At 34.7% G+C, this 25,890-nt stretch carries 28 protein-coding genes and 5 pseudogenes; 20 read left to right on the top strand and 13 right to left on the bottom strand.

Translation table 11 applies throughout. The features are described from left to right. Positions 1–110 precede the first annotated feature (110 nt). The 9 genes and pseudogenes from JOD18_RS19075 (at position 111) to JOD18_RS19035 (ending at position 8,192) form a co-directional block, all read left to right on the top strand. Positions 111–407, top strand: a complete 297-nt coding sequence (locus tag JOD18_RS19075; protein WP_204670709.1) for a hypothetical protein — start codon at positions 111–113, stop codon at positions 405–407. A 207-nt stretch (positions 408–614) separates the two neighbouring features. Then, on the top strand, positions 615–1,319 hold the full coding sequence (locus tag JOD18_RS19070) for a hypothetical protein (protein WP_204670708.1): 705 nt from the start codon (positions 615–617) through the stop codon (positions 1,317–1,319). A 590-nt stretch (positions 1,320–1,909) separates the two neighbouring features. Further along, the gene (locus JOD18_RS19065; protein ID WP_204670707.1) at positions 1,910–2,191 is read left to right on the top strand and encodes a TetR/AcrR family transcriptional regulator; all 282 of its coding nucleotides are present in this window, start codon (positions 1,910–1,912) and stop codon (positions 2,189–2,191) included. Further along, entirely contained in the window at positions 2,188–2,595 is a 408-nt protein-coding gene (locus tag JOD18_RS19060) for a hypothetical protein (protein ID WP_204670706.1), read from the top strand. Before JOD18_RS19065 ends, JOD18_RS19060 begins: the two co-directional genes overlap by 4 nt. Before the next feature lie 38 nt (positions 2,596–2,633). Continuing rightward, positions 2,634–3,491 (top strand): alpha/beta fold hydrolase, encoded by an 858-nt coding sequence (locus JOD18_RS19055; protein WP_204670705.1) that lies wholly within the window; start codon positions 2,634–2,636, stop codon positions 3,489–3,491. Positions 3,492–4,091: 600 nt separating this feature from the next. Next, positions 4,092–5,648, top strand: a complete 1,557-nt coding sequence (locus tag JOD18_RS19050) for a spore germination protein (protein WP_338029573.1) — start codon at positions 4,092–4,094, stop codon at positions 5,646–5,648. A gap of 23 nt (positions 5,649–5,671) precedes the next feature. After that, a pseudogene (locus JOD18_RS25060) lies at positions 5,672–6,786 on the top strand (GerAB/ArcD/ProY family transporter). After that, positions 6,783–7,940: a Ger(x)C family spore germination protein gene (locus JOD18_RS19040; RefSeq protein WP_204670704.1), complete on the top strand. Its 1,158-nt coding sequence runs from the start codon at positions 6,783–6,785 to the stop codon at positions 7,938–7,940. The pseudogene JOD18_RS25060 and the gene JOD18_RS19040 overlap by 4 nt, the downstream one beginning before the upstream one ends. 15 nt (positions 7,941–7,955) lie before the next feature. Beyond that, positions 7,956–8,192 carry a hypothetical protein gene (locus tag JOD18_RS19035; RefSeq protein WP_204670703.1) on the top strand — a complete coding sequence of 79 codons (237 nt, stop codon included), beginning with the start codon at positions 7,956–7,958 and terminating at the stop codon, positions 8,190–8,192. A 99-nt stretch (positions 8,193–8,291) separates the two neighbouring features. Here the strand turns inward: JOD18_RS19035 and JOD18_RS25055 are convergent, their stop codons facing one another. Then, complete coding sequence (locus tag JOD18_RS25055; protein ID WP_204670741.1) at positions 8,292–8,459, bottom strand: site-specific integrase; 168 nt, start codon at positions 8,457–8,459, stop codon at positions 8,292–8,294. A 310-nt stretch (positions 8,460–8,769) separates the two neighbouring features. Continuing rightward, entirely contained in the window at positions 8,770–9,213 is a 444-nt protein-coding gene (locus JOD18_RS19025; protein WP_204670740.1) for a carboxymuconolactone decarboxylase family protein, read from the bottom strand. Positions 9,214–9,466: 253 nt separating this feature from the next. On the opposite strand from JOD18_RS19025, the gene JOD18_RS19020 reads away from it, so the two are divergent. Then, positions 9,467–10,021 (top strand): TetR/AcrR family transcriptional regulator, encoded by a 555-nt coding sequence (locus JOD18_RS19020; protein ID WP_204670702.1) that lies wholly within the window; start codon positions 9,467–9,469, stop codon positions 10,019–10,021. 474 nt (positions 10,022–10,495) lie between these two features. Here JOD18_RS19020 and JOD18_RS19015 read toward each other — a convergent pair whose 3' ends face one another. The 3 genes from JOD18_RS19015 to JOD18_RS19005 form a co-directional block, all read right to left on the bottom strand. After that, positions 10,496–10,888: a MerR family transcriptional regulator gene (locus tag JOD18_RS19015; RefSeq protein ID WP_204670701.1), complete on the bottom strand. Its 393-nt coding sequence runs from the start codon at positions 10,886–10,888 to the stop codon at positions 10,496–10,498. Between the two features lie 352 nt (positions 10,889–11,240). Continuing rightward, the gene (locus JOD18_RS19010) at positions 11,241–11,402 is read right to left on the bottom strand and encodes a hypothetical protein (protein ID WP_204670700.1); all 162 of its coding nucleotides are present in this window, start codon (positions 11,400–11,402) and stop codon (positions 11,241–11,243) included. A gap of 721 nt (positions 11,403–12,123) precedes the next feature. After that, complete coding sequence (locus JOD18_RS19005; RefSeq protein ID WP_204670699.1) at positions 12,124–12,564, bottom strand: YndM family protein; 441 nt, start codon at positions 12,562–12,564, stop codon at positions 12,124–12,126. Between the two features lie 492 nt (positions 12,565–13,056). Here JOD18_RS19005 and JOD18_RS19000 point away from each other — a divergent pair, with 492 nt between their 5' ends. After that, a complete protein-coding gene (locus JOD18_RS19000; RefSeq protein WP_204670698.1) occupies positions 13,057–13,569 on the top strand; it encodes a DUF3231 family protein in 513 nt (170 codons plus the stop codon). A gap of 104 nt (positions 13,570–13,673) precedes the next feature. Here the strand turns inward: JOD18_RS19000 and JOD18_RS18995 are convergent, their stop codons facing one another. Next, entirely contained in the window at positions 13,674–14,102 is a 429-nt protein-coding gene (locus JOD18_RS18995; protein ID WP_204670697.1) for a DUF2383 domain-containing protein, read from the bottom strand. A 614-nt stretch (positions 14,103–14,716) separates the two neighbouring features. On the opposite strand from JOD18_RS18995, the gene JOD18_RS18990 reads away from it, so the two are divergent. Beyond that, a complete protein-coding gene (locus JOD18_RS18990) occupies positions 14,717–15,148 on the top strand; it encodes a nucleoside deaminase (RefSeq protein ID WP_204670696.1) in 432 nt (143 codons plus the stop codon). 225 nt (positions 15,149–15,373) lie between these two features. On the opposite strand, the gene JOD18_RS18985 is transcribed toward JOD18_RS18990, so the two are convergent. Next, positions 15,374–16,426 (bottom strand): oxidoreductase, encoded by a 1,053-nt coding sequence (locus tag JOD18_RS18985; protein ID WP_204670695.1) that lies wholly within the window; start codon positions 16,424–16,426, stop codon positions 15,374–15,376. Positions 16,427–16,542: 116 nt separating this feature from the next. On the opposite strand from JOD18_RS18985, the gene JOD18_RS18980 reads away from it, so the two are divergent. Beyond that, positions 16,543–16,959 carry an Lrp/AsnC family transcriptional regulator gene (locus tag JOD18_RS18980; protein WP_204670694.1) on the top strand — a complete coding sequence of 139 codons (417 nt, stop codon included), beginning with the start codon at positions 16,543–16,545 and terminating at the stop codon, positions 16,957–16,959. 83 nt (positions 16,960–17,042) lie between these two features. On the opposite strand, the gene JOD18_RS18975 is transcribed toward JOD18_RS18980, so the two are convergent. Then, the gene (locus tag JOD18_RS18975) at positions 17,043–17,399 is read right to left on the bottom strand and encodes a winged helix-turn-helix transcriptional regulator (protein WP_204670693.1); all 357 of its coding nucleotides are present in this window, start codon (positions 17,397–17,399) and stop codon (positions 17,043–17,045) included. A 59-nt stretch (positions 17,400–17,458) separates the two neighbouring features. On the opposite strand from JOD18_RS18975, the pseudogene JOD18_RS18970 reads away from it, so the two are divergent. Next, a pseudogene (locus JOD18_RS18970) lies at positions 17,459–17,717 on the top strand (oxidoreductase); the annotation flags it as partial. Positions 17,718–17,731: 14 nt separating this feature from the next. Here the strand turns inward: JOD18_RS18970 and JOD18_RS24855 are convergent. After that, a complete protein-coding gene (locus JOD18_RS24855) occupies positions 17,732–18,061 on the bottom strand; it encodes a hypothetical protein (protein ID WP_338029571.1) in 330 nt (109 codons plus the stop codon). An 8-nt stretch (positions 18,062–18,069) separates the two neighbouring features. After that, positions 18,070–18,288, bottom strand: coding sequence for a TetR/AcrR family transcriptional regulator (locus JOD18_RS24850; protein WP_338029570.1), 219 nt, complete (start codon positions 18,286–18,288; stop codon positions 18,070–18,072). Positions 18,289–18,469: 181 nt separating this feature from the next. On the opposite strand from JOD18_RS24850, the pseudogene JOD18_RS18960 reads away from it, so the two are divergent. The 3 genes and pseudogenes from JOD18_RS18960 to JOD18_RS18950 all read left to right on the top strand — a co-directional run bounded on the left by JOD18_RS18960 (position 18,470) and on the right by JOD18_RS18950 (position 20,913). Continuing rightward, positions 18,470–19,030: pseudogene (locus tag JOD18_RS18960) on the top strand (NADPH-dependent FMN reductase). Positions 19,031–19,255: 225 nt separating this feature from the next. After that, positions 19,256–19,684, top strand: coding sequence for a MarR family winged helix-turn-helix transcriptional regulator (locus tag JOD18_RS18955; RefSeq protein WP_204670692.1), 429 nt, complete (start codon positions 19,256–19,258; stop codon positions 19,682–19,684). Between the two features lie 98 nt (positions 19,685–19,782). Next, positions 19,783–20,913: an MFS transporter gene (locus JOD18_RS18950; RefSeq protein WP_239588236.1), complete on the top strand. Its 1,131-nt coding sequence runs from the start codon at positions 19,783–19,785 to the stop codon at positions 20,911–20,913. Between the two features lie 180 nt (positions 20,914–21,093). Here JOD18_RS18950 and JOD18_RS25050 read toward each other — a convergent pair. Further along, positions 21,094–21,183 (bottom strand): annotated as a pseudogene (locus JOD18_RS25050) (winged helix-turn-helix transcriptional regulator); the annotation flags it as partial. Here JOD18_RS25050 and JOD18_RS18940 point away from each other — a divergent pair. Both JOD18_RS18940 and xerS read left to right on the top strand, forming a co-directional pair. Then, positions 21,177–21,386: pseudogene (locus JOD18_RS18940) on the top strand (MFS transporter); the annotation flags it as partial. The pseudogenes JOD18_RS25050 and JOD18_RS18940 sit on opposite strands and share 7 nt — an antisense overlap. A gap of 467 nt (positions 21,387–21,853) precedes the next feature. Beyond that, a complete protein-coding gene (xerS, locus tag JOD18_RS18935) occupies positions 21,854–22,939 on the top strand; it encodes a tyrosine recombinase XerS (RefSeq protein ID WP_204670689.1) in 1,086 nt (361 codons plus the stop codon). A gap of 542 nt (positions 22,940–23,481) precedes the next feature. On the opposite strand, the gene JOD18_RS18930 is transcribed toward xerS, so the two are convergent. After that, on the bottom strand, positions 23,482–24,984 hold the full coding sequence (locus tag JOD18_RS18930) for an FAD-dependent oxidoreductase (RefSeq protein ID WP_204670688.1): 1,503 nt from the start codon (positions 24,982–24,984) through the stop codon (positions 23,482–23,484). A gap of 207 nt (positions 24,985–25,191) precedes the next feature. On the opposite strand from JOD18_RS18930, the gene JOD18_RS18925 reads away from it, so the two are divergent. After that, the gene (locus tag JOD18_RS18925; protein WP_204670687.1) at positions 25,192–25,299 is read left to right on the top strand and encodes a YjcZ family sporulation protein; all 108 of its coding nucleotides are present in this window, start codon (positions 25,192–25,194) and stop codon (positions 25,297–25,299) included. Between the two features lie 118 nt (positions 25,300–25,417). On the opposite strand, the gene JOD18_RS18920 is transcribed toward JOD18_RS18925, so the two are convergent. Next, a complete protein-coding gene (locus tag JOD18_RS18920; RefSeq protein ID WP_204670686.1) occupies positions 25,418–25,792 on the bottom strand; it encodes a hypothetical protein in 375 nt (124 codons plus the stop codon). Positions 25,793–25,890: the final 98 nt, after the last annotated feature.

The raw sequence follows: 25,890 nt of genomic DNA, 5'->3' as shown, positions 1-25,890 counted from the left end.
TACTATCCGATGATGAAAGATGCGAACGGATTGCAGATATGTTACCATGAGGTAAATATTCAGCTCGTTTTATTCAATGTTACAAATGGTCAAACAGGAGGGGGGGTACCATGCAAATTATTGCTAAGCAACCATATGTAAAAGTAATTCGTCAAATCCGTGCATTAGAACAAAAAGATACAGAAGAACAGCGTTATCTATATCTATATAAAGACAAAATAGTTTCCAAGCATCGAGAATTCCCAATAGAGAAAGTATTGGATGTTACGTATCGTTTGACAGGAGAAAAGGGAATGCTTTATTTACATACACTTCAAGGAGTCTACGCCTACATTATCACATCTTCACCAGAGTCGTTTATTGCTGCCTTTAAAGCTCACACAGAAAGTACTATTTATCATGATTAAAGTAAGATACTTTTTTCTAGGTGAGTTTTCATTCTTATCTCCATAAGCCAGTTAGTTTCCTTCTAGATTTAGGGATTTTCGGACGGCGTTTTCCACGATACTAAACCGCTTTTAATAGACAGCCGATACTTCGTAAAAAAGAGGTTATTATAAACTTTTATCCCACTTTTTTTCTTTATGCATAAGCTGATTTTAGAGGTGATTGAAATGGTGTATCTGAATCAGCAAAAAGGTATTTATGCAAAAGATATACAAGGCGCTTCGTCCAATCAGGATATATTTATTTATGATCATGCCAGTGAAAAAGAACAAAAACAGCTGGAAATCCAGAAAGAGGAAGCAAACAAATTACAACAGCTTCATCAGGATATTTTTGTAAGAAATCAACAATTGAAGCGTTTGGAGAAAAAATTGAAAGAGATAGACGAAGATAAAAAATATGATCAGCAGCTGCAAGCAGAAGTATTAAACCGCTTAGACGTGCTGGATGAACATACAAACAATAAAAACAAACAACTAAAAGATGTTTTTGCCATGTATGAAATGGCAAAGGAAGAAACACAGGAGATGAAGCATAATCAGGAAGCTTTTCATGCCAAACTTGAAAAAATAGAAATCACGAATGAAAATATCTCAAGAACTATGGAAAAACAAGATACAAGACTGGATGAAATACAGCATCAAATAAATCAGAAAGAAGAAGCGTACACAGAACTTTATGAAAGGCTTGACAAGCAAGAAGCATGGCTGGAAAAACTAATGAGACAGGTGCATGATTTAAGGAGTATTATTTATGAGCGAGCAGATGAAATCATCAACAAGGTCGAAAAAAGTATTCAATTATTCGGAGGTAAGTGGAATATTGTCCAGCGAAATGATGAAAAACTATCCAAAGAATCTGTAGAGAAATGAGTTTACTAAATCATATAATGGTGGATCCAATCCAGTGATAAAATTAAATACTTGTTAACATGGGCTGTATTATGAGCTATTTCTTTATATTCAGGCGAAATGATAGTAACAGCTCACTAGAATTAATTTCACCAAAGAGATAAATACTAACAACTGTAATGATATTAAGTGTGTAAAGCCAAACTAACAATGAAAATTATTAAACTAATGAAGAGGCTGAATCAGATGTAAATAAATGATTCGGCTTTTCTATCGAATTTTTATTTTCCTTTGAGACAGCCTCATTCATTAGTGCAGTTACAAAGGGTGAAATACAGTATAGTATAACGTCTCTTAATACCTATGTATTGGCATATGGCAATGATTTTTTCAGAAAAGAAACCTATATATATGATCGACTACAGCTTAAACCTATGCAATGCTAGCTTTCCATTTTGAAAGTTAGGGTGTACTCCGATCAAGGTAAAGAATCCATGTATAAATTAAGCATATTATTTATTCGCTAAACAGTATGAAACAATATTATGTATTCTCATATATTTGTATATAATTAATAGACGGATAGTCGGTTTATTAAAGGAGGATTTGCTTTGGCGCGTAAAGTTAATAAAGTAGAATATCAGGCTAAACGTAATAAGATTCTAGATGTAACCTATCAATTAATTGTGACAAAAGGTTTTGAGCAAATGTCTATTCAAAATATATTGGATCAGCTTCATATTTCTAGGGGAGCGTTTTTTCACTATTTTAGTTCAAAGCAACAATTATTAGAAGCGTTAATAGAGAGGATGTTAGACGACATTGAGCAGCAAGTGTCGTCCCTTATAAACAGTGAACATTCTGCAACAAAAAAGCTGCAAGTTTTTTTGTGAAAGTAAGTGAAATAAAAATTGCACAAAGACAGCTCTTTTTACAACTTTTAGAGGTTTGGTACTCGGATAACAATGTCCTTGTTCGGAAAAAAACACGTGAGAAAAAATTACGACGTTTTGAACCATTAATAAGACAAATTATCTACCAGGGTATAGAAGAGAATAGTATGAATGGGATAGAAACAGAGCACACATCCGAGGTTGTTCTGTGTCTTTTATTAGACTTATCTGATTCATTTGCAAGCAACTTATTAACAAGAAAAAATGATCCATTGGATTTGGAAAATAAAGTTTTTGCATACACTCAAGCGATTGAACGTATTCTTGGTCTTCCGGCTCATTCTTTATGTTTAATGGACAAAGAGAAGATTTATAGGTGGGGAGAAAGAGAAAAGCAATGCTGATAAAATCGCTAAGATCGAAAGCGTATAGGGGTGAAGAAATGTACAAAAATGACGATATGTTAAGTCTAATGAAACATTATACACTTGAACGCCGAGGGGCAGTGATTCACTATTGGATAACTCAGTACGATTACAATGAACCATTGGTTATTTTCACACATGGAGCCTCTCTTGATCATCAAATGTTCGATATGCAGGTTCAGGCGTTACAGAATGCTGGATATCCCGCTCTTACGTGGAATGTTCGTGGACATGGCATGTCCAAACCTGTAGGGAAGGAATTCCATGTTCAGATTGTTGTGGAAGACTTAGAGAAAATCATTTATAAACATCAGGTAGAAGAAGTGATTCTCGTTGGTCATTCTTTTGGTGGTTATGTTTCGCAGATGCTGACATTTCTTCAGCCAGAAAAGATAAAAGCGATAGCCGTCATTGGATGTACGGATATTACGGAAGTTCCTTCATTTGGCATGCGAATCGCCTATCGTAATATGTCACGAATGTTTCGTATGATGCCTGAAAGTATCTTACGGAAGAAATTTGCTGAAGGGATGGGAGTGACAGAAACTGTACAGAATTATGCTCTGAACACAAACAAAGAGTTATCTCGTGAGGCATTTATTGAAATTATGGATGGTGGTGTTCGTGCTATATATGAAGATCCTCATTTTGGGAATGATTACTTTATTCAGCACCCCTTTTTGCTAACTCATGGTGAAAAAGACAGTGCGGAAAGAGGGACCTTTGTCAAAAAAGCACCAAATTGGGCTAAGCGTGAACTGAATTGTCAGTATGAAGTGATTCCGAACGCAGGGCATAATGCGAACCAAGACAACCCTGACTATTTTAATGACGTCTTGCTTCATTTTCTAGGTGGTTATGAAAGACGCTGTTGAAATAAATAACGAATTAATTCACCGAGAAGGAAAAAATCAACATAAAGATTATGGAACAAAGCTAATGAAATTTTCGGAAAAGCATATGAAGCAATGGGGTATGGAATGATTATGGCATCTACTCAAGTAGATGTGGGTGCTTAACATTTTTATAGGAAAAAAGGGTATCAGGATGCGGGGATTGCTTATTAATATTCCAAAATATAAGCAACCAATGGAAATGTGTTTAGCAAAAAGATATAACCAATTTTAACGTGGGCACACAACTGAATTTAATAAAACTAGCCTATGCAGTTAGCTTGCACAAGTTAACTGTATTTTTATGTTCAAATTAAAATAGAAGATGCGATAACTAATATAGTGGTATCGTTGCTATTCGGACAAGCTGGACATTTCTAAGCTCGGTAAAAAGGACTGGCTTACCTGCTTTGGCGGAGGGGTTCACGTTGACATAATGATGGACCATATTGTACATAAATGCCATATGGTTTGAAACAAAGAATGTCCACATACGTGGAATAATTTAAAAAATAAGTGGGATACTACGTACGAAAAGGGTATAGAATATGAATGTTTAGATCATAAGAGAGTGGGATTTTCGTGTTTAACCGAAAAAAATTTACTTTCAATAAGCAAAATAAAGGACAGCAGGTTGATAAAGAGGTTTTAAAACCTCTTTATTCTAATTTGGAAAAAAATTTAGAGGTACTAAATTTTCTTTATAAAGATTGCTCAGATGTAGTTTTTCGTTCATTTGTAATTGCTGGTCATATCAAAGCTCAATTAATTTATATAAAAGGTATGTCCAATATTGAAGAAATAGACAATAATGTATTAACACCGCTTATGCAACAGACTGATCAGAATTCTATAAATCCTATATCATTGATTGAACACAGACTGTCTGTTGCCGAGATAACAAAGATTGAATCTTTTGACACTTGTGTCGAACAGTTATCCGTTGGTAATCCGATTTTATTATTGGAGGATAATCGACAAGGGTATGCATTGGGATTGGCTAAATGGGAGAAGCGTGCCATCGAAGAACCATCTGGTGAGTTGGTGGTTAGAGGCCCTCGTGAAGGTTTTACGGAGAGTGTGGAGGTTAATACCTCTTTGTTGCGAAGAAAGATCAAAAGTCCCCAACTAAAAATGAAAACCTTAAAAGTGGGTAGTTACACACAAACTACAATTATGATAACTTATATTCAAGATTTATCAGATGAAACACTGATTGAAGAAATCACTCAACGTATTAAACGAATTGACATTGATGGAATATTAGAATCTGGGTACATAGAAGAATTAATTCAAGACAATTCTTACTCTCCGTTTCCACAAGTACTTGTTACAGAGCGACCTGATACAGCAGTTTCTAATTTGCTTGAAGGACGTGTGGTCATTGTTGTTGATGGTACACCCTTTGTTTTGGTTGCTCCAACCACATTCTATTCCTTATTTCAATCTGGAGAAGATTATTATCATCATTTCATAATATCTACAGCAACCCGCTGGTTACGTTTTTTATTTTTATTTATTTCTCTCCTGTTACCATCTTTGTATGTTGCTGTGATTACCTATCACCAAGAGATGGTACCGACTACATTACTGCTTACCATGGTCGATTCACGCGAGGCAATTCCATTTCCTGCGCTGGTGGAAGCTTTGCTTATGGAGATTACATTTGAAGGGTTGCGGGAAGCAGGACTTAGACTTCCTAAACAAGTAGGTGCTGCCGTTAGTATTGTAGGAGCATTGGTTATTGGCCAAGCAGCAGTAGCTGCTGGATTAGTCTCAGATCCGATGGTCATGGTTGTTGCCCTTACTGGTATCGCTTCCTTTACAATTCCACGTTACAATATTGCTATTCCTTTCAGATTATTACGTTTTCCAATTATGTTACTGGCCGGAACGTTCGGGCTGCTAGGCATCATGATGGGACTTTTGGCTATTATAATACATCTGAGTACGTTACGTTCTTTTGGTGTGCCTTATCTCTCTCCAATGGCTCCAATGAAAAGAAGAGATCTGAAAGATACTTTAATACGGGCTCCCTTATGGAAATTAAATACGCGCCCCCATTTAACGGGAGAATATAATAAATATCGTCAATCTTCTAACCAAAAGCCTTTTCCTAATAAAAATGAGGAAGAGTGACGTAGAGGTGGTGAAATAAAAAGATGGAGAAAGGAAAAATATCAGCTTTACAGATGAGCGTTATGATGTATCACGCTATTATAGCGACAGGGATTCTTTTTATTCCCAAAACAGTCTTTGATGCTGCCCAGCAGGATATTTGGATTTCTCCTATATGGGCTTTTCCTTTAGGTTTGCTAAGTGTATATATTGCATATAAATTGCACAAGCTTTATCCCGACGATACGATTATGCAATACAGCCAACATATTCTTGGTGCCTTTTTTGGTAAGGTACTCGGATTGATCTTATTGCTGTTGCTGTATACTTCTATCAGTGTGATGGTTTGGCAATATGGAGAATTTGTGGTTAGTGAATTTCTCCCTCACACTCCAAAGTATGTGATAGTAGGTATGATGATCCTGTTGTGTGCGTTTGCGGTACACGGAGGACTTGAGGTTATAGGAAGGCTAGCTGAAATGGTTTTTCCATTTTTTTCTTACTTTTTTTAGTCATCGTCGTCCTACTCCTTCCAGATATAGAGATAAAGCGAATGCTACCAGTGATGGAGAATGGTATAATGCCTTCCATCAAAGGTTCAGTGGCGTTATACACATGGTTCGCTCAATTTGGGATTATCTATTTCTTTCTTCCATATTTAACTAATCGAGAAAAAGGAATGAAATCGGGGAGCATTTCGGTACTAGCTGTAACGATAACATTAATGCTTACTAATATCATCGTTATTCTGGTCTTTGGACGTGTAACGGAGAATTTTACTGCTCCACTTATGAGCGCTACGAGATATATTAGTATAGCCGAATTTTTATCTCATCTCGAAGCACTTGTTATGGCGATTTGGATTGCCGGGACATTTATCAAAATTTGTGTGTTTTACTATGCAATAGTGCTGGGTACTGCCCAATGGTTTAACCTTTCCAATTATCGTTCTCTTGTCTTGCCAACCGGTTTTCTGATTGGAGTGTTTGCGATGCAGGCGTTTCTTAATTCCGCAGAGGCATCCGAACATTTTCAGGAGGTTTCCCATGGATTAACGGATACTTTGCTGTATGGACTAATAATCCCAATGTTTCTACTTTTGATAACCTACATACGTAAAATGAAGACTTTTAAGCAGAAAGGAAGAGGTGGAAAGTGAAGGGACTGAAAATAATATGGTTTATCGGTATCTTCTTATTTTTGCTTACGGGTTGTTGGGACCGAAGGGAAACCAATGATCTTTGGGTTGTAACTGGAGTGGGATTGGATCAGACGGAAAATGGAGAAATAGAATTAACAGTTGAAATACATTCTCCAAACAGGGATGGAGGGGAAGGGATGGGTGGAGAGAGTAATCAGGCAGGGGGCAATAAAATGATTCATCAAACAGGGAAAGGCATATCGATACCAAAAGCCATTGAGGATCTTGATACACAACTTCCAAGAGAAATTCTATGGAGTCATACGAAAGCGATTGTGATCAATAAAGCTTTAGCCGAGACAGGAATTCGTGAAGAATTAGATTTTTTTATCCGTCATCCCGAGCCGCGCTTGAGAAGTTACGTATTTATTAGCAAGGGGAGTGCGAAAGATATTATGGCTTTGCTTCCACCTTTGGAAAGAAGCTCGTCTGAAGTACTAATAGAATTAGCTAAATCGGAAGTGTTAATGAAAGTAACATTATTTGATTTAATGGAAATGTTGAAAGGAGAATCGGACGCTGCCATTCTTCCTATGGTTGATAAATTACCGCCTGAAGAGGAAGAACAGTCCTTAGAAACGATTGCGTATATTAATCATTCAGCTATTTTAAAAAACGGTAAAATGGTCGGTTCAATTGATGATCGGTTAACTAGAGGAGTGCTCTGGTTTAGAGATGAGATAAAAGAGTCTACTGTCACTATACAACCTGAAAATGCAGACGGTCTTATTTCTATGAATTTAATTAAGGGAACAACAAAGTTGATACCTGAGATAGACGGCAATGAATTGAAAATGACCATTCAAATTGAAACGATAGATGATGTGATACAGAATAAAACGGATTGGGACTTAAATGAAATCGAAATACAAAGAGCGCTGGAAAAGGAGCTAGCGAAAAAGATCGAAATCCGTCTAACAGACACTCTAGAAATAGTACAAAAAGAGATGGAAGTAGATATTATAGAATTTGCTGAGGAATTTCGACGAAAGCATCCTGAAAAATGGAAGGATATCAAAAAAAATTGGGAAGAAAGGTTTCCTTCGGTAGAAGTAACTTTTGATATTAAGGCAAATGTTTTAAGAACAGGGCAAGGAAATGTACCTTGGTAAAAAGAGGTGAAGAACATGAAAGGTGTCTACATTTTTAGCGTAACGGTAATGGTAGTGTTGATGTTTATTTATCAATGGCTAATAATAAAATCAACGGAGAAAAAAGAAAAAATGGTGTTTTCATCCTTAATACTATTAGGCTGGTCGCTAGCTGTAGCTTACATTGTTTTTCCGAATATGGATTCACCAGCGAAAATTATGGATTACGTTCTAAAGGGTTTGAGAAATATTTTCCTTGGAATATTCTCCTGATATATAAACTGACACAGTTTCTTCCTATATTCACTTTAGAACATTTTTATGTTCTTAATATAACAAAGTCCATTTATAGTTGAAATGACACACAAATGTCTAGAGTGGGAAACGCATTAATAATAGAGACCCAGAACCATAATACTTGATCAAGAATTGATGGTAACGCTCTAAATCATACAGATAGGATTTCAAACTTGCTTCCGAGTGGTTTTTATCAACCTGTATATAAAAGAAAAACTCATCTCTGGTTAAAAGATGTAGTATCTAATTAAGTCGTAAATGATAAGGAAGAGTGAATGATGGCGGATTCAGCGACAAAAGATTTAATTCATTCAATAACATTCAAAATTAAAAATCCTTGTTATTCTGATACATTGCTAAAACTTCTGCTAACGCATTGGTTATTTGCTGTAATAAAGATGTTGGAGAGACTACTTTAATGTGTTTACCCATTTTGCTTACTAAAGAGGAGATAAATTTAAATCCTTTTCCTTCAGATAAGATTCAAAAGATACATATTATCGCCTATGAGATAAGACGTTATCTATCCCATAGACGGTTCGTATAGAACATTCTACTGTACTTCAGCATGGTTTCCCATAGCAATAGACAATCTATTCCATGTGTTAATTTGAATAATAACCATTACAAGTTCAACATATTCCTTTTCATTGTAATATTGTCTCACCTGTTCATACAATCTATTACTGACACCGTTTTCTGAAATTAGTGTCATATGCTCCGCTAACTCAAATGCTGCCTTTTCTTCCTCAGTAAATATCTCCGTCTCTTTCCAATTGTCTAATCTATTCATTTTTTCAGTGGATACTTTTAATTTTTCAGCTGCTTTAGTATGCATATTCAAGCAATAGGAACAGCCATTTATTTGTGATACTCTAATTTTAATAAGTTCTTTTAACTTTTTGTCAATGCTAGTTTTCCGTACATATTTTTCAGATTCCATAATCGTCTCTAATGCATCTGGCGCAACTTTAAAATAATTTATTCTGTTATCCATTTTCATCATTCCTGCTGCTTTTACAATCCCTTTACTGACTAGTTTTGCCATAACCATCCCCCTTTTTAAAATCCATAACATTACTTTAAAAATTTCTACTGCAATGACAATCCTATTCTTTATACCGATAAAAATACATCATTTGTTACATTTTTAAAGTCATTGTATACTAGCAATAATGAATTAGCAATATCATATGCATAAGATCTACAAATCACTGTAAAATGTAGATTTTTAATGAGGAGCGAAAAAAATGTCTACTCCAACAAATAACCCCTCTGCTATCAGATCTCGTCAATGGTTGACGGAAGCTTTGTTATCCCTTATGAAAGAAAAGTCTTATGATAGAATCACAATCACGGAGATCGCCGAAAGAGCAGATTTAGATCGAAGTACTTTTTATCGGCACTTCCATTCCAAAGAGGCTATACTGGAACAATATCTTGATCAGCTGGCACAAGAATATTTGCAAAGACTAGCTGTTGGAGAAAATATGGATATGGGGAAGGTAGCCAAAATTTTCATCTCATTTTGGATTCATATAGATTTTATTCGCACAGCTCGAAAAAATGATTTAGATAGTCTACTATTGAAGACTTTCAACAAGCATTTACCTTCTATCCACCAACTGACCAAAGATAAATTTGCTTATTCTATAAGTGAAGAGAACATGGAATTTGCTTTAGCATTTAACGCAGGTGGAATGTGGAATATTCTGATGAAATGGATAGATAGCGATTTTGAACACTCTTATGACGATTTAGTAAAAGCTTTTGAAGAAATAAGCCGGTTTAATTTTTTTAGGTGAGAAGGTCTACATCTCATCGCATTCAAGTCTAAAATCGGCATGAGACTTATGGATCTATATTAAACGATTTTGTAAAGCGGAGTGAAGCTTTGGAAGTCGAATCAGATGAATCAACTGGAGGGAGAAGGGCCTGACGCGGTATGATTTTTTACAAAGAGTCCAGAGATAGGAGGATCATTTATTTAGGATTAATTGTTGCAGCTGTGATTGGATTGCGATTTGTAGGTTAAAGTTAGCGTACAACCTATTGAAAATTGCCCATTGATAAGAGGTTAAAGTAAAATGAGGCAAGTCAGGTGTATACCACTCTGACTTAGGGGCTAAAAGTTACTTGATTTTTCCGCTCTACTCGATTTAACAGAAGCTTTGCGCCTAACTGATTAATCTTCAGTTAGGCTTTTTTGTGGTTGATAAATATAGGTAAAGCAGATATTTTTTACTCCCGGTATTAAAATATCGCTACTAATTTAGCGTTTATTCTAAATGAGTCTTTTCTTGACATTGCCTAAGATGGAAATCCGACTTTTCTAAAAAAGCAATTTTATCTTGTAGTTCTTTTTGCTGCTGTGCTATTTTCTTCTGGCTGTCTTCAAGTACCAACTGTTGTTGTTTTAATAGTTTTAAAACATCTGGATTCAATTCGTTAGGGTGATAGAGATCGGCATATTCTCTAATCTTTTTTAAGGGGAATCCAGCTTTTTTAAGCACAATAACTACTTCCAGCCATTTCAAATCATCTTCTGTATATATACGCCTATTTTGACTATTACGACTAGAAACCAAAATTCCTTCCGTTTCATAGTAACGTAATGTATAAGGAGGAATATTATATTTTTCAACAACTTTACCAATTGTAAAAACAGTCATTTTTACTCCTTTCTGAAATGTTTTCTATTTGACATCAAGTATACTTTAACAGCTAGGATGAATCTATTAAGATGAACTATTAACACCTTAAAAAAGTAAAGGTACCGAATTCGTACATGTTTCTGACCGTAGCAAATTTGTAGGAGTAATTAAACTCATTAAATTAGATGATTTTAGAAAAAATGATGTAGTATGTACTCCAATATGATAATTAAAATAATATGTTGTTTCCGTATAAATTATGTTGAAACCTTTACAAATAGTTTATACGGAAACGGAGACGAAAGGATACGTTAAATCTCTCATCCAAAAACGATGACCAGAATCATTTTTAAGTTGATTTTAACTAGTTTTATCTGCTTTTATTATTAAAATGATGAATTCCTCTATTATTTTCTAATTGATCGTCAACCACTCCACTTTGATAACTTTCATTCAATTGATTTTGTACTGCTTGTATGCCTTTGTTGTCTTCAAATAATTGCTTTTTATTTTTTTTATTTTTTTTATTCATTGCTAACACCTCCTTATCTTTTAGTATGCACAAAACATGCTAACAGCCTTGGTAAAATCGATTCCAAATAATGGATGTAAAAATAATATAGAACACAAAAACACAATTGTCGATGTCGACGAGCAAAATCTTTAGCACTCAATTTAATTACCCACTCTAACATGCAGATATTCTAAAAAAACTTGTTACTTACTTTAAGATCGCACTTTATAACACACAACTTTCTATCATGACGGATAAGAGATGTGTTCACTTTTTTGTTCCGCTTTGTAGACGACATAGGTATTTCCTTAACAAATCAAATTTTGCACAATTAAGAACAGGTATTCAACCCTAATTTCATGCATAAGTGCAATTTAAGTTATTGGGTTGTATCAGAAGGGGGAGAGCATTACTGAGATTGCAAACGTTTTACAATGCAACCGAAACAAATAGAAATTATAGTAGCGAGTGTAGATTGCATGAAAAAGCCTCTTTCATAAATGTATAATGCTAACCACAAATAAACTTTATGAAAGAGTACCTTCTTTTTTGATTATTGTAACGGTGTACATACTTCGAGTTATTTTAAAGCTATATCACGTAAAAAAATAAAACATACTGTTAACCGGCCTTTTCCTCTTTACCTGCCGAATGGGGTTGGTGCGTTCTTGGCTATTTTCTTTCATTCCTTGTTTTTGTATTTACCTTTCTATCCCGTTTTGTCCCTATCTTTTAAAAATCATTCCTTACTTTTATCATCAGATCTTTCTACTGTAAATTCTTCAGCTACTTCTGTCTGATATTTTATATTTCTGTTTGCAGGATTTTCTCCTTCACTAGGTAAAGTATTATTTGCTAAATAGCGGTGAAAGAATATTTCAAACAAGCTTACGACTAATGCTGCAATTATAGAGATGGTAAAGACGTTGTTGTTGAAAGTCATCCTGTCTACAAACCAATAAATAATTATCCATGCTAATCCAAAATCAGCAATTGTTGCTACAATATTGTTTGTTCGGGATAATATAAGCATGTCACCGATTAAATAAGCTGCAACGCCTAAAATAGCAGATAATAGTAAAACCTCAGCAAAAGTCAGTTCATACATTAATCCGAGGATAATATATAGAAGGACTAGAGAGGCAATAAACTTTATTAATAAAGCTTTAACATGTTTCATCAATGAACCTCCTTTGAAAATTTTTTCGTGAAATTTAACATTTTTACCCATTACATTTAGTGTGTTTGTTATTACTTCTGATATTAGAGTGTTTCAGTTGCTCCAGCTATTACATGCAAATTGATCATTTGATTATGATCTTGTTTTCCGATAAATAAATTTCTCTTTTGAAAGAGATACTTTTAAGATGCCTTTAAATATGCAAATTATCCCTTGTTTTATATGGGTATTTTTCCTAATAAAGTAGAAACGCAAGAAAATCACCAATAAAATAAATTATTTTCCCTTACAAAAAAGTATAATTGAACCAGCAGTATAAAAAGCGAATTTAAATACATATATCCTTCTTTATCATATAAAATATGAGTTACTTCCGAGGCGATCTCTTCCATAATATACAATGGATAAATATCAATAATTTGAGAAAGATAGACGATAAGTGCTTTTTAACGAAAGGTGGCACTGAGCTTGAATTTAATTAGGAGGATTTCAATGGGAATTTTAAGCGGAAATTCAAAAGAGCAACCCATGCACTATGGAGAAGTATTTGGTACATGGTCGTTTCTATTAACGACTAAAGGAGCAATTGCGGGTTATCAAACTTACCTAAATCATGCAGGTGATGAAGATTTGCAAAAATTACTTGAGGAAGCAATTCAGGGGGGGCAACAAGAAGTTACACAAATCGAGGCTTTATTAAAAGAGAATGGGGTAGGTTTACCTCCTACACCACCTGACCGCCCCGCTGCTCGCTTAGAAGATATTCCTGCTGGAGCACGTTTTTCTGACGCTGAAGTAGCTGCAATGCTTTCAGAGAATATTGCAGCCGGATTAGTAGCATGTAGTACAATTATGGGGCAGTCGATTAGGGAGGACATTGCTATGATGTTCGGACAGCTTCATGTTCAAAAAGCGACACTAGGTGGTAAAGTTTTACGATTAAATAAAGAAAAAGGTTGGTTAATTCCACCACCATTACATCATTACAAAGCTGAAAATGATTAATTAATTATTAAATTAGCATAAAAATAAAAGAAAGGGTTACAGCTTGGAACCCTTTCTTTTATTTAATAAACTCAAGTATTTTACTGTATAAACGCTTTCCATGACTATGGAATCAAATTATTTAATTGGTTAATATGATCTCTATCTTCATCTAAAATTTCTTCTACGGTCTGTCTACTTTCTAAATCGAGGTCTCCCCTCACAATTTCTTCTGCTATTTTCATTCCTTTTTCTTGTCCATTAATAGCATTCTTCAAGATTCCTTCTACGGAATCAGGAAAACCTTTTAAGTTCAACATTCCCTCTCTAATGGAGAGCATTACGCCATTATCTTCGACAGCTTTACCACCAAGATTCTGTACTCTCTCAGCAATTTTTACAGCATGTTTTTTATGTTCCTGTTGAATACGCTGTAGTTCTTTTTTTATAAATGGATCAGATACATGTTGGATGTAGTATTCATATGAATGAATCGCCATAAACTCTCCCTTTAAAAATGCATTTAATTCTTTGATAACATCTTCACTACTCAATATATTTATCCTCCTCATAACATATTTCATTTATTTTTTCCTTTCATTTGATATTTATACTTACAACTTAAATCGCAACCACCTGTATTTCGAAAAGCGAATCAGTCAGCCATAGCAATTGCCCTACTTCCAACATTCATATAAAAATCCTATTTGCCAGTTTTTAATATATAGAAAATATTTCGTAAGTGATTTATTATATCTTGCTTTAATTTGCAAAGAATATGCGAATGGTTAATATATCATCTTACTGTAGAAATCCTTTTAAAATTTAAAGTGGGTAAACTTTTTCCTACATTGTTTTACTTCTTTACTCATTTTTTTGACAATGCTCCAGATGAATATTCGCCTACTCTAATAAAGTCTCTCTCAAACATCTGGATTCAACTCGTTAGGATGATACAGTTTAGAATATTCTCTAATTCTTTTAAGGGGAGATCCAGATTTTTTTAATAACGACTTCCATCTATTTTCAACCATTTGGTAAAAAGTCATTTTTTATTCCTCTTTTTAAAACGTTTTCTGTTTGACATCAAGTATACTTTAACAGCTAGAATGAATCTATTAAGGTGAACTATCTACATCCTAAAATAAACTGGAAAGAAGGGGTAATAATGGATTATTTACAACAGGCTGTAAAAGCAGCAAAAGAAGATATGAAAAATGGAGGAGGACCATTTGGTGCAGTAATTGTGAAAGAAGATCAAATCGTAGCTGCTGTGGGAAATACGGTTACCAGCGAGGTAGACCCGACCGCTCACGCAGAATTAAGGGCTGTGCGGGTGGCGTGTCAAAAGCTAGGAACCTTAGATTTATCAGAGTGTGAAATGTATACAACCTGTGAACCTTGTCCAATGTGTCTGGGGGCAATTTTATGGGCAAATATTAAAAAGGTATATTATCACAGTACGCACGAAGACGCTAGTAAAAATGGATTTTCAGCTGAAAAATTGATTTCTTACTTTAATGGTGAAAAAAGTACAGATATTGAATTTGTACAAATTTGTGATCATAAAGAGGCAGAAGAACTGTGGGGAACAAATTAAATTATTCTGTTATTTTAAAATTTGAGTTTTTTCCATCTCCTACTGAACGTTAGTTGAATCAATTGAGTGTCGGAAAAGGTACAAAAGATAGGCATATTACCGTAAGACATTCTGTTGAAAAAATAGCATTTGTTGATAGTGTTGAATAAATTGATGGTCAGGCTCTATTAACTTATTTAAATCAGATTAGTAGAGCCTGTTTTACTATTTATATAACACTTATAATTAATGTAAACATTCTAGCTGCTCTTTTGAGTAATAGAGTGAAATCTTCTGATTAGCTCTCAAACGAATGACCAGATCTGGGTTAGTTATAAATAATTGCCCAAATGCAATGAGATCAGCCTGATTTTCTTCTATGATGGCTGCTCCTTTATTAGGGTCTATATTACCAACAGCTATAAGTGTTTCATCCCAACACTGCCTAAATAATTCATGAAGCGATCTTTGGTCGTTTTGAAGCGTATCACCATAATTGTCTACAGATGGATGAGCTATTTTTAGTTGATGCTTAGAAAGAATTCCTGTTATAGCGCATACCATTTCTTCTGGACACTCCCATACATAACCCTTATCGTCATCTTTCTTTTCAGAAATTCGGATGCTGATTCTATTTTTAGGTACAACCTCCTTTACTTCTTTAATAATTAAATCTAAAAATCGCAACCTATTTTGTAAAGAACCTCCAAACTCATCTTGACGATCATTCGTTTTCTCACTGATAAATTGATCAATCAGGTAACCATGTGCAGCATGTATTTCAACACCGTCAAACCCTGCTTCCATCGCATTTTTTGCTGCCTGTTTATAGTCATCTATCAATTGATATACTTCCAAATTACTTAAAGATTTAGGTGCTTGGAACGGTTTCCTTAATCTATGCACATGCCCGTTTGCACCTATGGCAGATGGGGCAACAGGAGTATACCCTTTTAAAATGTCCTGATGACTTACTCTGCCCACATGCCAAAGCTGAGCAAAGATTTTTGTTTTATATTGATGTACTTCTTGTGTGACTTTTTTCCAGCTTAAGATTTGACGATGCGTATATATCCCTGGTATCCCATAGGTTCCTTTGGCCAATTCATTGATGGCGATACCTTCTGTAATGATTAAGCCAGCGCCGTACCTTGCTCGTTTTCCATAATAGTCTGCAATCAAGTAATTCACTTCACCTGTTTCATTATCAGCAAATCCTCTTGTCATCGGAGCCATCACAATTCGATTATCTAATGTTAAGTTCCCAATTTTATAATCGGAGAAAATAGAACCCGTCATATTTATCACCTCATATCAAATTTTAATTCGATGCCAATTTGTTTACAATGGGATTTTTAAGCTATATACTATGAAAAACTTTAAAATTTAAAGTAATGAGAAAGTAGGGGAAAAGAATGTTAGATCCTATTGATTATCAGATATTAGATTTATTAAAAAGAAATGCCAGATTGACATATACAGAAATCGGCAAGCAAATAAATATGTCATCTCCTGCTGTGAAAACGAGGATAGAAAGATTAGAAGATCATGTGATAAAGCGTTATACAGTCGAGGTAAATAATAAAGAGCTCAATAAAGGAATTCATGGATTTATTTTATTTCAAACAAAAAGCTGTGAAAAATTAACGAATTATTGTAAAAAGAACAGTAATATTATTAATTTATGGAGAATTAGCGGAGAGTATAATTATATGGTCGAAGTTGTTTGTGAAGAAATGGAGGAACTGGAGCAAATCTCTAAAGATACCACACACTTTGCTTTTTCCAATATATTATCTGTTCTGGGAACTCATCAAGTTAGTAATGACTAAGAATAGAAATTCATCAAAAAACCTGACGATTTGAAATAAAGTCATCAGGTTTTTATCGTTGATAGTTAGAAACTTGTTCATCCTTACACATCAACTTTCTGATTCAATTCGCCCCAGTCACACATCATATTTAAGATTGGAAGAAGAGACCGGCCTAGTTCAGTCAGTGAATATTCCACTTTTGGAGGAATTTGCGGATACTCTTTACGTTCCACAATTCCATCAGCTTCCATTTCTTTTAACATCACACTTAGTGTTTTATACGAGATAGAGGCTATATTTCGCTTTAATTCATTAAATCGCATGACATCATTTTCAGACAGCCAATAGAGAATAATCATTTTATATTTCCCGCCGATAATAGATAACGTGTATCCAAATCCAGTGTCTTTTAAAGCAACACCATTCGGAACACAGGTTTTGTTCCATTTGCTTTGCATACAATTTCTCTCCTTACGCCTATATTTTTTTGTTAGATATTCCATTCTGATCAGCTTCCGCTTTTGTTCAGGCTGCTCTCCGTGCAAAAGAGGCAGGATTTGACGGAGTAGAGGTACATGGGGCAAATGGATATTGCTTAATCAATTTGTAACAGATTATACCAATCAACGAACCGATGAATATGGTGATTCAACAGAAAAAATCGTATTCGTCTTACTGTAGAAGTTTTACATGCCATTCGTACAGCAGTTGGTTCAGACGTTATCGTAGGTGTTCGTATCTCTCAGGGGAAAGTGAATGATTTTCACCACAAATGGCGTTTTTCTAATGTTCAAGAGATTCCTGACAATATATAAGGTATGGTTGAGTAAATAAATTTTTCTGGTGTTACGTGCTGTCCGTTTTCCTTCCATTCCACAGAAGCACCATAGATACCCCAGCTTAACATAACAGCCTTCATCTTTAATGCTTGTTTTTTTTCGGAGGAATAATGACCTTCTAACATATTATAAAATAGATTTTCTAGTTTTTTTCTGATAAAAGTCCCGGTCTCTTGTTCATATCCTTTTTGACAACGAGCAGGCAAGGATTCTTGAAATTTAATTATAGCAAGAAAAATACTAGTAACAGCCTCTTCATCTAATAATCTATTTTTAAACATTGAATCATTCAAATGAACATGAAATATTTCAGATAACTTTTATTTAATAAGTCAAATTTATCTTCAAAATGATAATAAAAAGTTGCACGGTTAATCATTGCTTCTTCGGTGATATCCTTGATTGTTATGTCAACAAATTCTTTTTTATTTGAGAGATCATAGAAGGAATTCTTAATCATTTTTTGTGTGCGGAGTACTCGAGGATCTTCCTTTACAGAATCAGTCATATAAGTCACTCTCCCATATTTTTCATACAATTTATAAAGTGTGTTGTAAAAGCAACACATCTCTAAAACTATTGGTATTTATAAGTTTCATTATGTTATAGAATGCAATTGTAAGCAAATACTTTACCTTCAAAGTAAGATGTAAAGTATATTTTGAAGTAACTATTTAGGAGGAATAACATTGGTTAAAATCGGTATTATTACAGGAAGTACAAGAGAAGCACGAGTCAATTTACAAGTTGCTGAGTAGGTAATGGGCATCGCAAATAAAAGGACCGATGCCACATTTGAATTGGTAGATATTAAAGAATATAACTTGCCAAAATTTAATGAGACTATTCCAGCGGTGATGTCAGAAAGTTATGAGACGCCAGAAGTGAATGTCTGGTCGGATAAGGTTAAAGAATTGGACGGATTTGTTTTTGTCACACCTGAATATAATAAAGGTATTACTTCAGCCTTGAAAGATGCCATTGATTATCTATATACTGAGTGGAATAATAAAGCAGCTGGTATTGTAAGCTACGGTTCTTCACTCGGAGTAACAGCTGCTAATAATTTAAGGTTGACGCTGACCGTACCTAAGGTTGCGACAGTTGGTACACAACCTGCATTAAGTCTTTTTACTGATTTTGAAAATATGAGCAGTTTTAAGCCTGCAGGGTTTCATGAAGAAACAGTCCAAACGATGTTGAATGAAGTTGTAGCCTGGTCAACAGCTTTAAAAACGATTAGAAATTAACCAATGAAACGTTATGAGGGAAGGGGAGAAGACCGAAGGAGAGATTGAATTTGAAAAATATACAAGATAACATAGTTATCATAGCAAGTACGAACAGAGGAATTTTTAACGTTTGGCAATGGTGAAGGTCGAAAAAAAAAATAATTAAGCACTTAACTATTTGACAATGAATTATTTGCTGTTATAATAAACTCAATCATTTGTCGGAAAGGAGATGCGTTACATATGACAAACCCGCTCGATAATCCGGATATCGAGATAGAACTCTTTCTTACATTACATCAAAAAACAAATAAACTAACAAAAATACTCGATTCAAAGATTAAAATATTTGATTTGAATTTAGGCAGGCTATGTTTATTATACATGCTGGAAGTAAGAAATTATGAAGCATTGCCTTCTGAGCTAAGTGATGAATTGACTGTCACTAGGTCAAATATCAGCGGCTTATTACGTGCATTAGAAAAATTGCATTATATCAAAAGAACATTTGATGAAAATGACCGCAGACGAATTAAAGTGACCATGACGGAAGAGGGGAAAAAGATCCTGGCAAAAGCATGGCCGATTTATGAAGAAGTTGTAAAAGACTTATTCAGCAGCTTAAATAAAGGTGAGAAGGCACAGTTATTAGCTAAGATGGCGCGCTTATAATCCCTATTTGAGAGAATAGGGTTTCATTTTCGCTTATAGTTAAGTGCTTAACTATTAATTGGTTAATTTATTTTGAGGGGGAACAATAATTGAGAAAAATGATTACTGTTTTATGTGTATTATCTTTTTTGGTCGGTTTTGATTTGATTGTTACAGTACCAATGCTGCCGGCGATAAGCGAGAGCTTGAATATAAATATGGAAATCAGCGGAGTACTATTTATATCTTATGCTCTGGCATACGCTTTATTCGGGCTTATCACTGGAAGCATATCGGATAGAGTGGGGAAAAAGAAAATACTGTTAGTTGGAATCACCATCTTTTCCATCGCAACTTTTGTTACAGGATTGTCTAATTCATTAGTTGTGTTGATTGGGTTCAGGGTTTTAGCAGGGCTGGGAGCGGCATTAATTCAGCCCACGGTCTATTCAATTGTGGGGGAAGTGGTAACGTATGAACAAAGAGGAAAGGTGATGGGTTCTGTTACTGCAGCTTTGATACTGCCAACCGTTATCGGAATCCCTATTGCGGGATTTATCACAGATATGTTTAATTGGAGAGTTCCATTTTTTACGATTGGCATAGTAGGGGTAGTGATGCTCATTGTTACTAGAACATTTATACCTCGATTTAAATCGACAACTTCCAGTTCTGTGGTCAAAATGATAAAAAATGCACTTTCCAATCGGATTGTTACACGTACATTACTGATTTCCTTTATGTATTATGGGGGATTGGAGGCTATTTTTTCAATTATAGGTATTTATTATAACCAATATTACAATTTGTCAGCTTCCTTTATTGGCGGAATTCTATTGTTTGCAGGTATTGCAAGTGTTTTGGGCAGTATTATTAGTGGAAAAGTGATGGGGAGGCCGCATAATAAAAAACGACTATTGTTGGCAGTATCTATTGTTTCCTTATTCTCCATCTTATTTTTAACGATTAATGATAAGCTGCTTTACGTTTCTATCCTGTTAAACATTATTTGGTCTTTTTCTTATGCATTCGGTCAAAATATTATTAATACCTATATGTCCAATCAGGATGACCAAATCCGAACAACGGTGATGTCTTTAAATAGTTCAGCCATGTATTTTGGAGCAACAATTTTGAGCATGATTAGTATTACGCTTTTAAATATATATTCCTTTATTGCTGTAGGTATATTATGCGCTGTTATTTATCTATTGTCCGCATTGTTGACATTCAAACTACAAACTAGATGAGAGCAAATAACATCCTATTTTATCCGATGTAACCTAAAAATAAACCACTTGTTATCTCCTAGTTAAGATATAAGTGGTCCTTTTTTAGTTGAAGCCTATAGAATGTATGGAATCACTGGCTTAATGAAGGAATGGAAAGAAATTGCTTCTTTTCTTCTTCATTTCATATTCAAAGCCTTATTCATATTCTACTTTTGGAGGGATTTGATGATAGACAAAACGATTGATAATACCATCGTCTTCTAATTCACTGGTTCGTTTCTTCCCACGGTGTGTTTATGTCAATCGGAACATTAATCGCTGCCGATTTAGTACCGGCTAATCGTAAGGCAGGGGCAATTTCTATTGTATTGGCAGGCTTATCTATTTCAACCGCAACCGGTGTACCTCTGGGAACATTCTTTGGTCTTCAATTAGGATGCAGAACAGCATTTATGTTTATTGTTGTAATTGGAATTATTGCATTAGTTGCAGTGTAATTATGATACTTTATGGTGTCATTTTATCCGCATGGAGACGTATGTTGGAGATGGAAGAAAACAGATTGAATCCTGCGTGATTATTTACGAGTTGTAATTAAAAGGCTGTCGTAACTTCAAAAAGATGGAAGATTGATTCATTTAATAATCAATCTTCGAAGAATTAAGTCATCATCTAAAACACAGAAGCTGTTTCTCTTAGTCTATATTTTTAAATAGTAAAATATTAAAAAAAGATTTAATTGAAATGCATAGTGTTAAACTTATTAAATCAAGTACTATTGAATTTCCCAATGTACTTATGGATCTGAAACAAACCAATAAAGAAGAGGGAAGTTATATAAAAGAAATAATATCGAAATATATTACATAACATATTTTATTACGTAAAATATAAATTTGACGTAATAAATTGCAATTCTGATTAAATTCTTGTAAAATCTACCCATGAGGTGATCTAAATGGAAAATCGTTCTAAGCAGCAACTATACAATAAACTTCAAGCACTTCTCAAAGAGCTGCCCTGGTATGTTGAGGAATATATTAACCACAAAAAACGAAAATTATCAGCAGCTTCACTGCTCAATTATGCACACGATTATAAAATCTTTTTCAATTGGCTTGTTGCCGAAAATTTCTATTCCGGTGAACTAAAAGACCTGCCGCTTGAGTTACTTGAATCACTAACTGTTCAGGAAGCTGAAGGATTTTTGAATTTTCTTCAATACCAATTAGATAACAAAGAACTCACGATTAACCGAAAGCTATCTGCTTTAAAGTCGCTATTCAATTACTTGCAAAACATTGCTGAAACACGTGATTTACAACCATATTTAAAACGAAATGTGATGGCAAAGCTTGAATTCAATGATATAAAAGAAAGCATGGAAACAACTGCAAATAAAATGGAAGGGAAAATTTTAATTGGTGATGAATATGAACGATTTCGCCAATTTGTTGCCTTTGACTATGGTGAGCTTTATAAAGACAATAAAAAACTCGCAAACTTTCACCTCCTAAACCGTGAGCGTGATACAGCTATTGTCTCACTTATTTTAGGATCTGGATTACGACTTTCAGAGGTAGTGAACCTAGATTTAGATGATATTGACCACAGCAAATTTACTGCACGTGTTATTCGTAAAGGAAACAAAGAACAATATGTTTATTTCAGTAAGCAAGCGATGGATGACTTAGACGAATATTTACAAATCAGATCGGAGCGTTATCATGTTGAAAAAACGAATAAAGCTTTATTTATTGCCGCTGCAATGGGACCAAAAGGAACGCCAAGGCGACTAACCGCACGCTCTATTGAAAAATTAATAGAAAAATACGCCAATGCTTTCGGAAAACCATCATTATCTGTTCATAAATTAAGGCATTCATTTGCAACGAGGTATCACAATGAAATTAATGATGTACCAAAGTTAAGGCGCCAACTCGGACATTCATCGATACAAACGACGATGATTTATACGCATATTAACAATGATGATTTGAAAAATGCCGTAAATAAGATGGATATACCTAAAGATGATGAATGATTATCCGTGTATGATAAATTCACTTTAAAGATATTGCTAAAGAACGGAAAATGCATCTCAATCACTTATCGGATTCCATTTAAAACTACTTATGATGAAGAATTGTTAACTGATATTAAAAAGTTTGCCCGAGAGAACAATCTATTTATTAATGGCGTGATAGAGCATAGTATACATTTTGCTTGAATGGTTGTAATAAAACAACCTATTTTCTTTGAAAAAATTCTAGTAGACATAATATAAATTATAGGTAATTGTAAAACTAACAAAAATCCTGTCTCATTTAAAAAGTATACTAGTGATAATGAGACAAAATAAAATTTTTAGACTACTTAAGAAAAAAATTGTCTTGGTAAACAAATTAAATTCCACAGCTCATTTCATAATTCAAAATTCGGTTCATCAATCATTAATTAGATATGTTAAACCATCAAATTATCATCAACATACTGTCTCATCACACTCTTCTATAACAAAGAAAACGGCCTTGATTTTGCTTCTCTAAGCCGTTTTCTTTAATAATGATAAAAATTCACATGCAATTACATCTCTTTTTTAGTTAAATTTCGAATGGCCGGTCCTTCTAACACATTCCCATCGATATCATATCTTGACCCATGACATGGGCAATCCCAGCATGTCTCACTTTGATTCCAATTTACTTCACAGCCTAAATGTGTACATGTTGTGTCAACACCATGTAATTGATGTTGATCATCTCGGTAGACTCCGATAATTTGGCCATTGTCATCTCTGATTTTCTTTGCTTGTCCAGGCTTTAGATCATCGATCGATTCATCATTTACCTGAATTTTCCCCTGAATAAATTCCTTTGCCACATTTGCTCCATTTTTCGTTAATTGTTTTAAATCTGGATTGGCATGAAAGCGATTTGGCTTATATAGGTCTTCATATGGACTATCATGCTTCAGGATCAAATCTGTTATTAATTTTGCCGCTACCATACTGTTGGTCATGCCCCACTTACGAAAGGCTGTTGCTAGGTAAATATTAGGATAATCCTCCTTCGCCCTTCCGATATAAGGAATGTGATCTGGCGGGATATAATCTTGCGCAGACCATTGATAGGCTGGTTCTTTTGCTTGTAGATGATCCATCGCATACTTGGTTAATTCGTCATAAGGACTAGTTTCTTTTGCATACTGTCCTGTTTTATAGGATTCTCCGCCAAACAGCCAATATTCCTTGTTATCGACCGTTATAGAACGCAGAGAAAGCTTCATTTCATCATCAATACTTAAATACATTCCTCCGGGATAGGGTTGCTGCGATTCAAAAGCCGTCACATAGGAACGGCTGGGGTAGGTCTTGATGCTAAACATTTTTAAAGGGTCGTACATCGGAAAATGTGTAGCAATAACTGCGTGTTGACAGGTAACACGGCCGTCTGCCGTCTGAATCACTGGATTTTCTCCTTCTTCGATATCGATGGCTAATGTGTTTTCGTATATTTCTACATTCATGGCCTTTAATTGCTCTATTAAGTAGTTTAAATAAGCAATTGGGTGAAAATTCGCCTGTTTTCTTAATTTCAATGCTTGTAATACCGGTATATCAAACGGAATGGAAGGAAGTAATTCTCCATCTAGCCCTAACTGCTGGTAGGCTTCATATTCCTTTTCCAATTTAGGTACATTTTCTGTTGTATCTGTAAATAAAAACGAATCCTCTTCACGGAAGCTGCACTGGATCTGATTCGTTTGAATAATATCACAAATGCTCGCGAACGCTTCTAACTGACTATCCTTGTATTGAGAAGCTGTTTCAACTCCAAAATCTTGAATTAATTTATGATAAATATCTCCATGCTGAATCGTAATCTTTGCTGTGGTATGCCCAGTTGTCTTCCCTGCAAGTTTATCACGATCAATTAATATGACTTGAAGTCCTTGCTTTGCTAGTAAATAAGCGGTTGTAATCCCTGTTATTCCAGCACCAATCACAGCAACCTCAGATTGCTTGCTTTCCGATAAACGTGGAAAAGTGCTCATAGATATCTCTTGCCAAATTGACTGCTTTTTCATTTTGAAAACTCCTTATTTGATCATTCATAAGCATAGTATGACTCAATTACATAAATTTATTTCTCTTTTTTGCAGTCATGACGTAATTGTGCTTCCCCCCTCCTCCACTTATCCATACACATTATTTCTACTTGGAATATAGTATGACTGTAAGAACTAAACAATATCAAATTTTGATGTTGCTTGGTAAGAGAAAGGAGGATATCTATGTCTGAGTACGGAGGTGGCGGATACGGATACGGCGGCGGATTTGCGCTGATCGTTGTTTTGTTTATTCTGCTTATTATTGTAGGTACCAGCTTTAAAGGATACTAAATAGAAATAGACTGTCAAACAAAGTGCCTCTTTCACATAGTGGAAATAAGGCACTTTGCTCCATAATTGCGTGTTCAAAAAGTCCAACAAATCGGATTTTTTGAACATTCTCTATAAGTTAATAATAAAAAGGGAAAAATAAACGCCTTATGCCAAAGAACGGGAAACGAAAGCGTCTAAAACGGCGAAATCTCCATGGATAATAAAAACCACCATATCCATAGCCGAATTGGCGTTCCATTCCTTCTGCACTCTCTGCATCACCGTCTGGGATAAGCATCGTTACGCCATCCTCATCAACATCCTCAATAATCCCGTCCAACATTTGTCCTTCCATGGTCTGAAATTGCACAAAATGCAAATAGAGATTTTTACATGTCTCATGCATTTGCTGCTGGTGTGAAACATGGTCTGTGTGTAAATTATTCCTATTTTGATCAGCAGGGAATTCATTAGCCGGATTATGCGGATTCATTCCAGATTGATTATACATTGTATCCTTCCTCCCTCAATATACTTTCATTTTCTTAAAATATCGCTGTTTTTCTCTAATTTTCATTGATTAATATTAAAAACATTAGGTAAGTCAAG

This window comes from Gracilibacillus alcaliphilus (assembly GCF_016909015.1).
In the GTDB taxonomy this organism is placed as follows: Bacteria; Bacillota; Bacilli; order Bacillales; family Amphibacillaceae; genus Gracilibacillus; species Gracilibacillus alcaliphilus.
Note: the sequence above shows the minus strand (reverse complement) of the source record. Positions and strands in the feature narration are given on the sequence as shown.

Coding starts and splice junctions, on each gene's coding strand:
- JOD18_RS19075 (WP_204670709.1), top strand. CDS start 111: ATGCAAATTATTGCTAAGCAACCATATGTAAAAGTAATTCGTCAAATC.
- JOD18_RS19070 (WP_204670708.1), top strand. CDS start 615: ATGGTGTATCTGAATCAGCAAAAAGGTATTTATGCAAAAGATATACAA.
- JOD18_RS19055 (WP_204670705.1), top strand. CDS start 2,634: ATGTACAAAAATGACGATATGTTAAGTCTAATGAAACATTATACACTT.
- JOD18_RS19035 (WP_204670703.1), top strand. CDS start 7,956: ATGAAAGGTGTCTACATTTTTAGCGTAACGGTAATGGTAGTGTTGATG.
- JOD18_RS19025 (WP_204670740.1), bottom strand. CDS start 9,213: ATGGATAACAGAATAAATTATTTTAAAGTTGCGCCAGATGCATTAGAG.
- JOD18_RS19020 (WP_204670702.1), top strand. CDS start 9,467: ATGTCTACTCCAACAAATAACCCCTCTGCTATCAGATCTCGTCAATGG.
- JOD18_RS19015 (WP_204670701.1), bottom strand. CDS start 10,888: ATGACTGTTTTTACAATTGGTAAAGTTGTTGAAAAATATAATATTCCT.
- JOD18_RS19010 (WP_204670700.1), bottom strand. CDS start 11,402: ATGAATAAAAAAAATAAAAAAAATAAAAAGCAATTATTTGAAGACAAC.
- JOD18_RS19005 (WP_204670699.1), bottom strand. CDS start 12,564: ATGAAACATGTTAAAGCTTTATTAATAAAGTTTATTGCCTCTCTAGTC.
- JOD18_RS19000 (WP_204670698.1), top strand. CDS start 13,057: ATGGGAATTTTAAGCGGAAATTCAAAAGAGCAACCCATGCACTATGGA.
- JOD18_RS18990 (WP_204670696.1), top strand. CDS start 14,717: ATGGATTATTTACAACAGGCTGTAAAAGCAGCAAAAGAAGATATGAAA.
- JOD18_RS18985 (WP_204670695.1), bottom strand. CDS start 16,426: ATGACGGGTTCTATTTTCTCCGATTATAAAATTGGGAACTTAACATTA.
- JOD18_RS18980 (WP_204670694.1), top strand. CDS start 16,543: ATGTTAGATCCTATTGATTATCAGATATTAGATTTATTAAAAAGAAAT.
- JOD18_RS18975 (WP_204670693.1), bottom strand. CDS start 17,399: ATGCAAAGCAAATGGAACAAAACCTGTGTTCCGAATGGTGTTGCTTTA.
- JOD18_RS24855 (WP_338029571.1), bottom strand. CDS start 18,061: ATGTTTAAAAATAGATTATTAGATGAAGAGGCTGTTACTAGTATTTTT.
- JOD18_RS24850 (WP_338029570.1), bottom strand. CDS start 18,288: ATGACTGATTCTGTAAAGGAAGATCCTCGAGTACTCCGCACACAAAAA.
- JOD18_RS18955 (WP_204670692.1), top strand. CDS start 19,256: ATGACAAACCCGCTCGATAATCCGGATATCGAGATAGAACTCTTTCTT.
- JOD18_RS18950 (WP_239588236.1), top strand. CDS start 19,783: ATGATTACTGTTTTATGTGTATTATCTTTTTTGGTCGGTTTTGATTTG.
- xerS (WP_204670689.1), top strand. CDS start 21,854: ATGGAAAATCGTTCTAAGCAGCAACTATACAATAAACTTCAAGCACTT.
- JOD18_RS18930 (WP_204670688.1), bottom strand. CDS start 24,984: ATGAAAAAGCAGTCAATTTGGCAAGAGATATCTATGAGCACTTTTCCA.
- JOD18_RS18925 (WP_204670687.1), top strand. CDS start 25,192: ATGTCTGAGTACGGAGGTGGCGGATACGGATACGGCGGCGGATTTGCG.
- JOD18_RS18920 (WP_204670686.1), bottom strand. CDS start 25,792: ATGTATAATCAATCTGGAATGAATCCGCATAATCCGGCTAATGAATTC.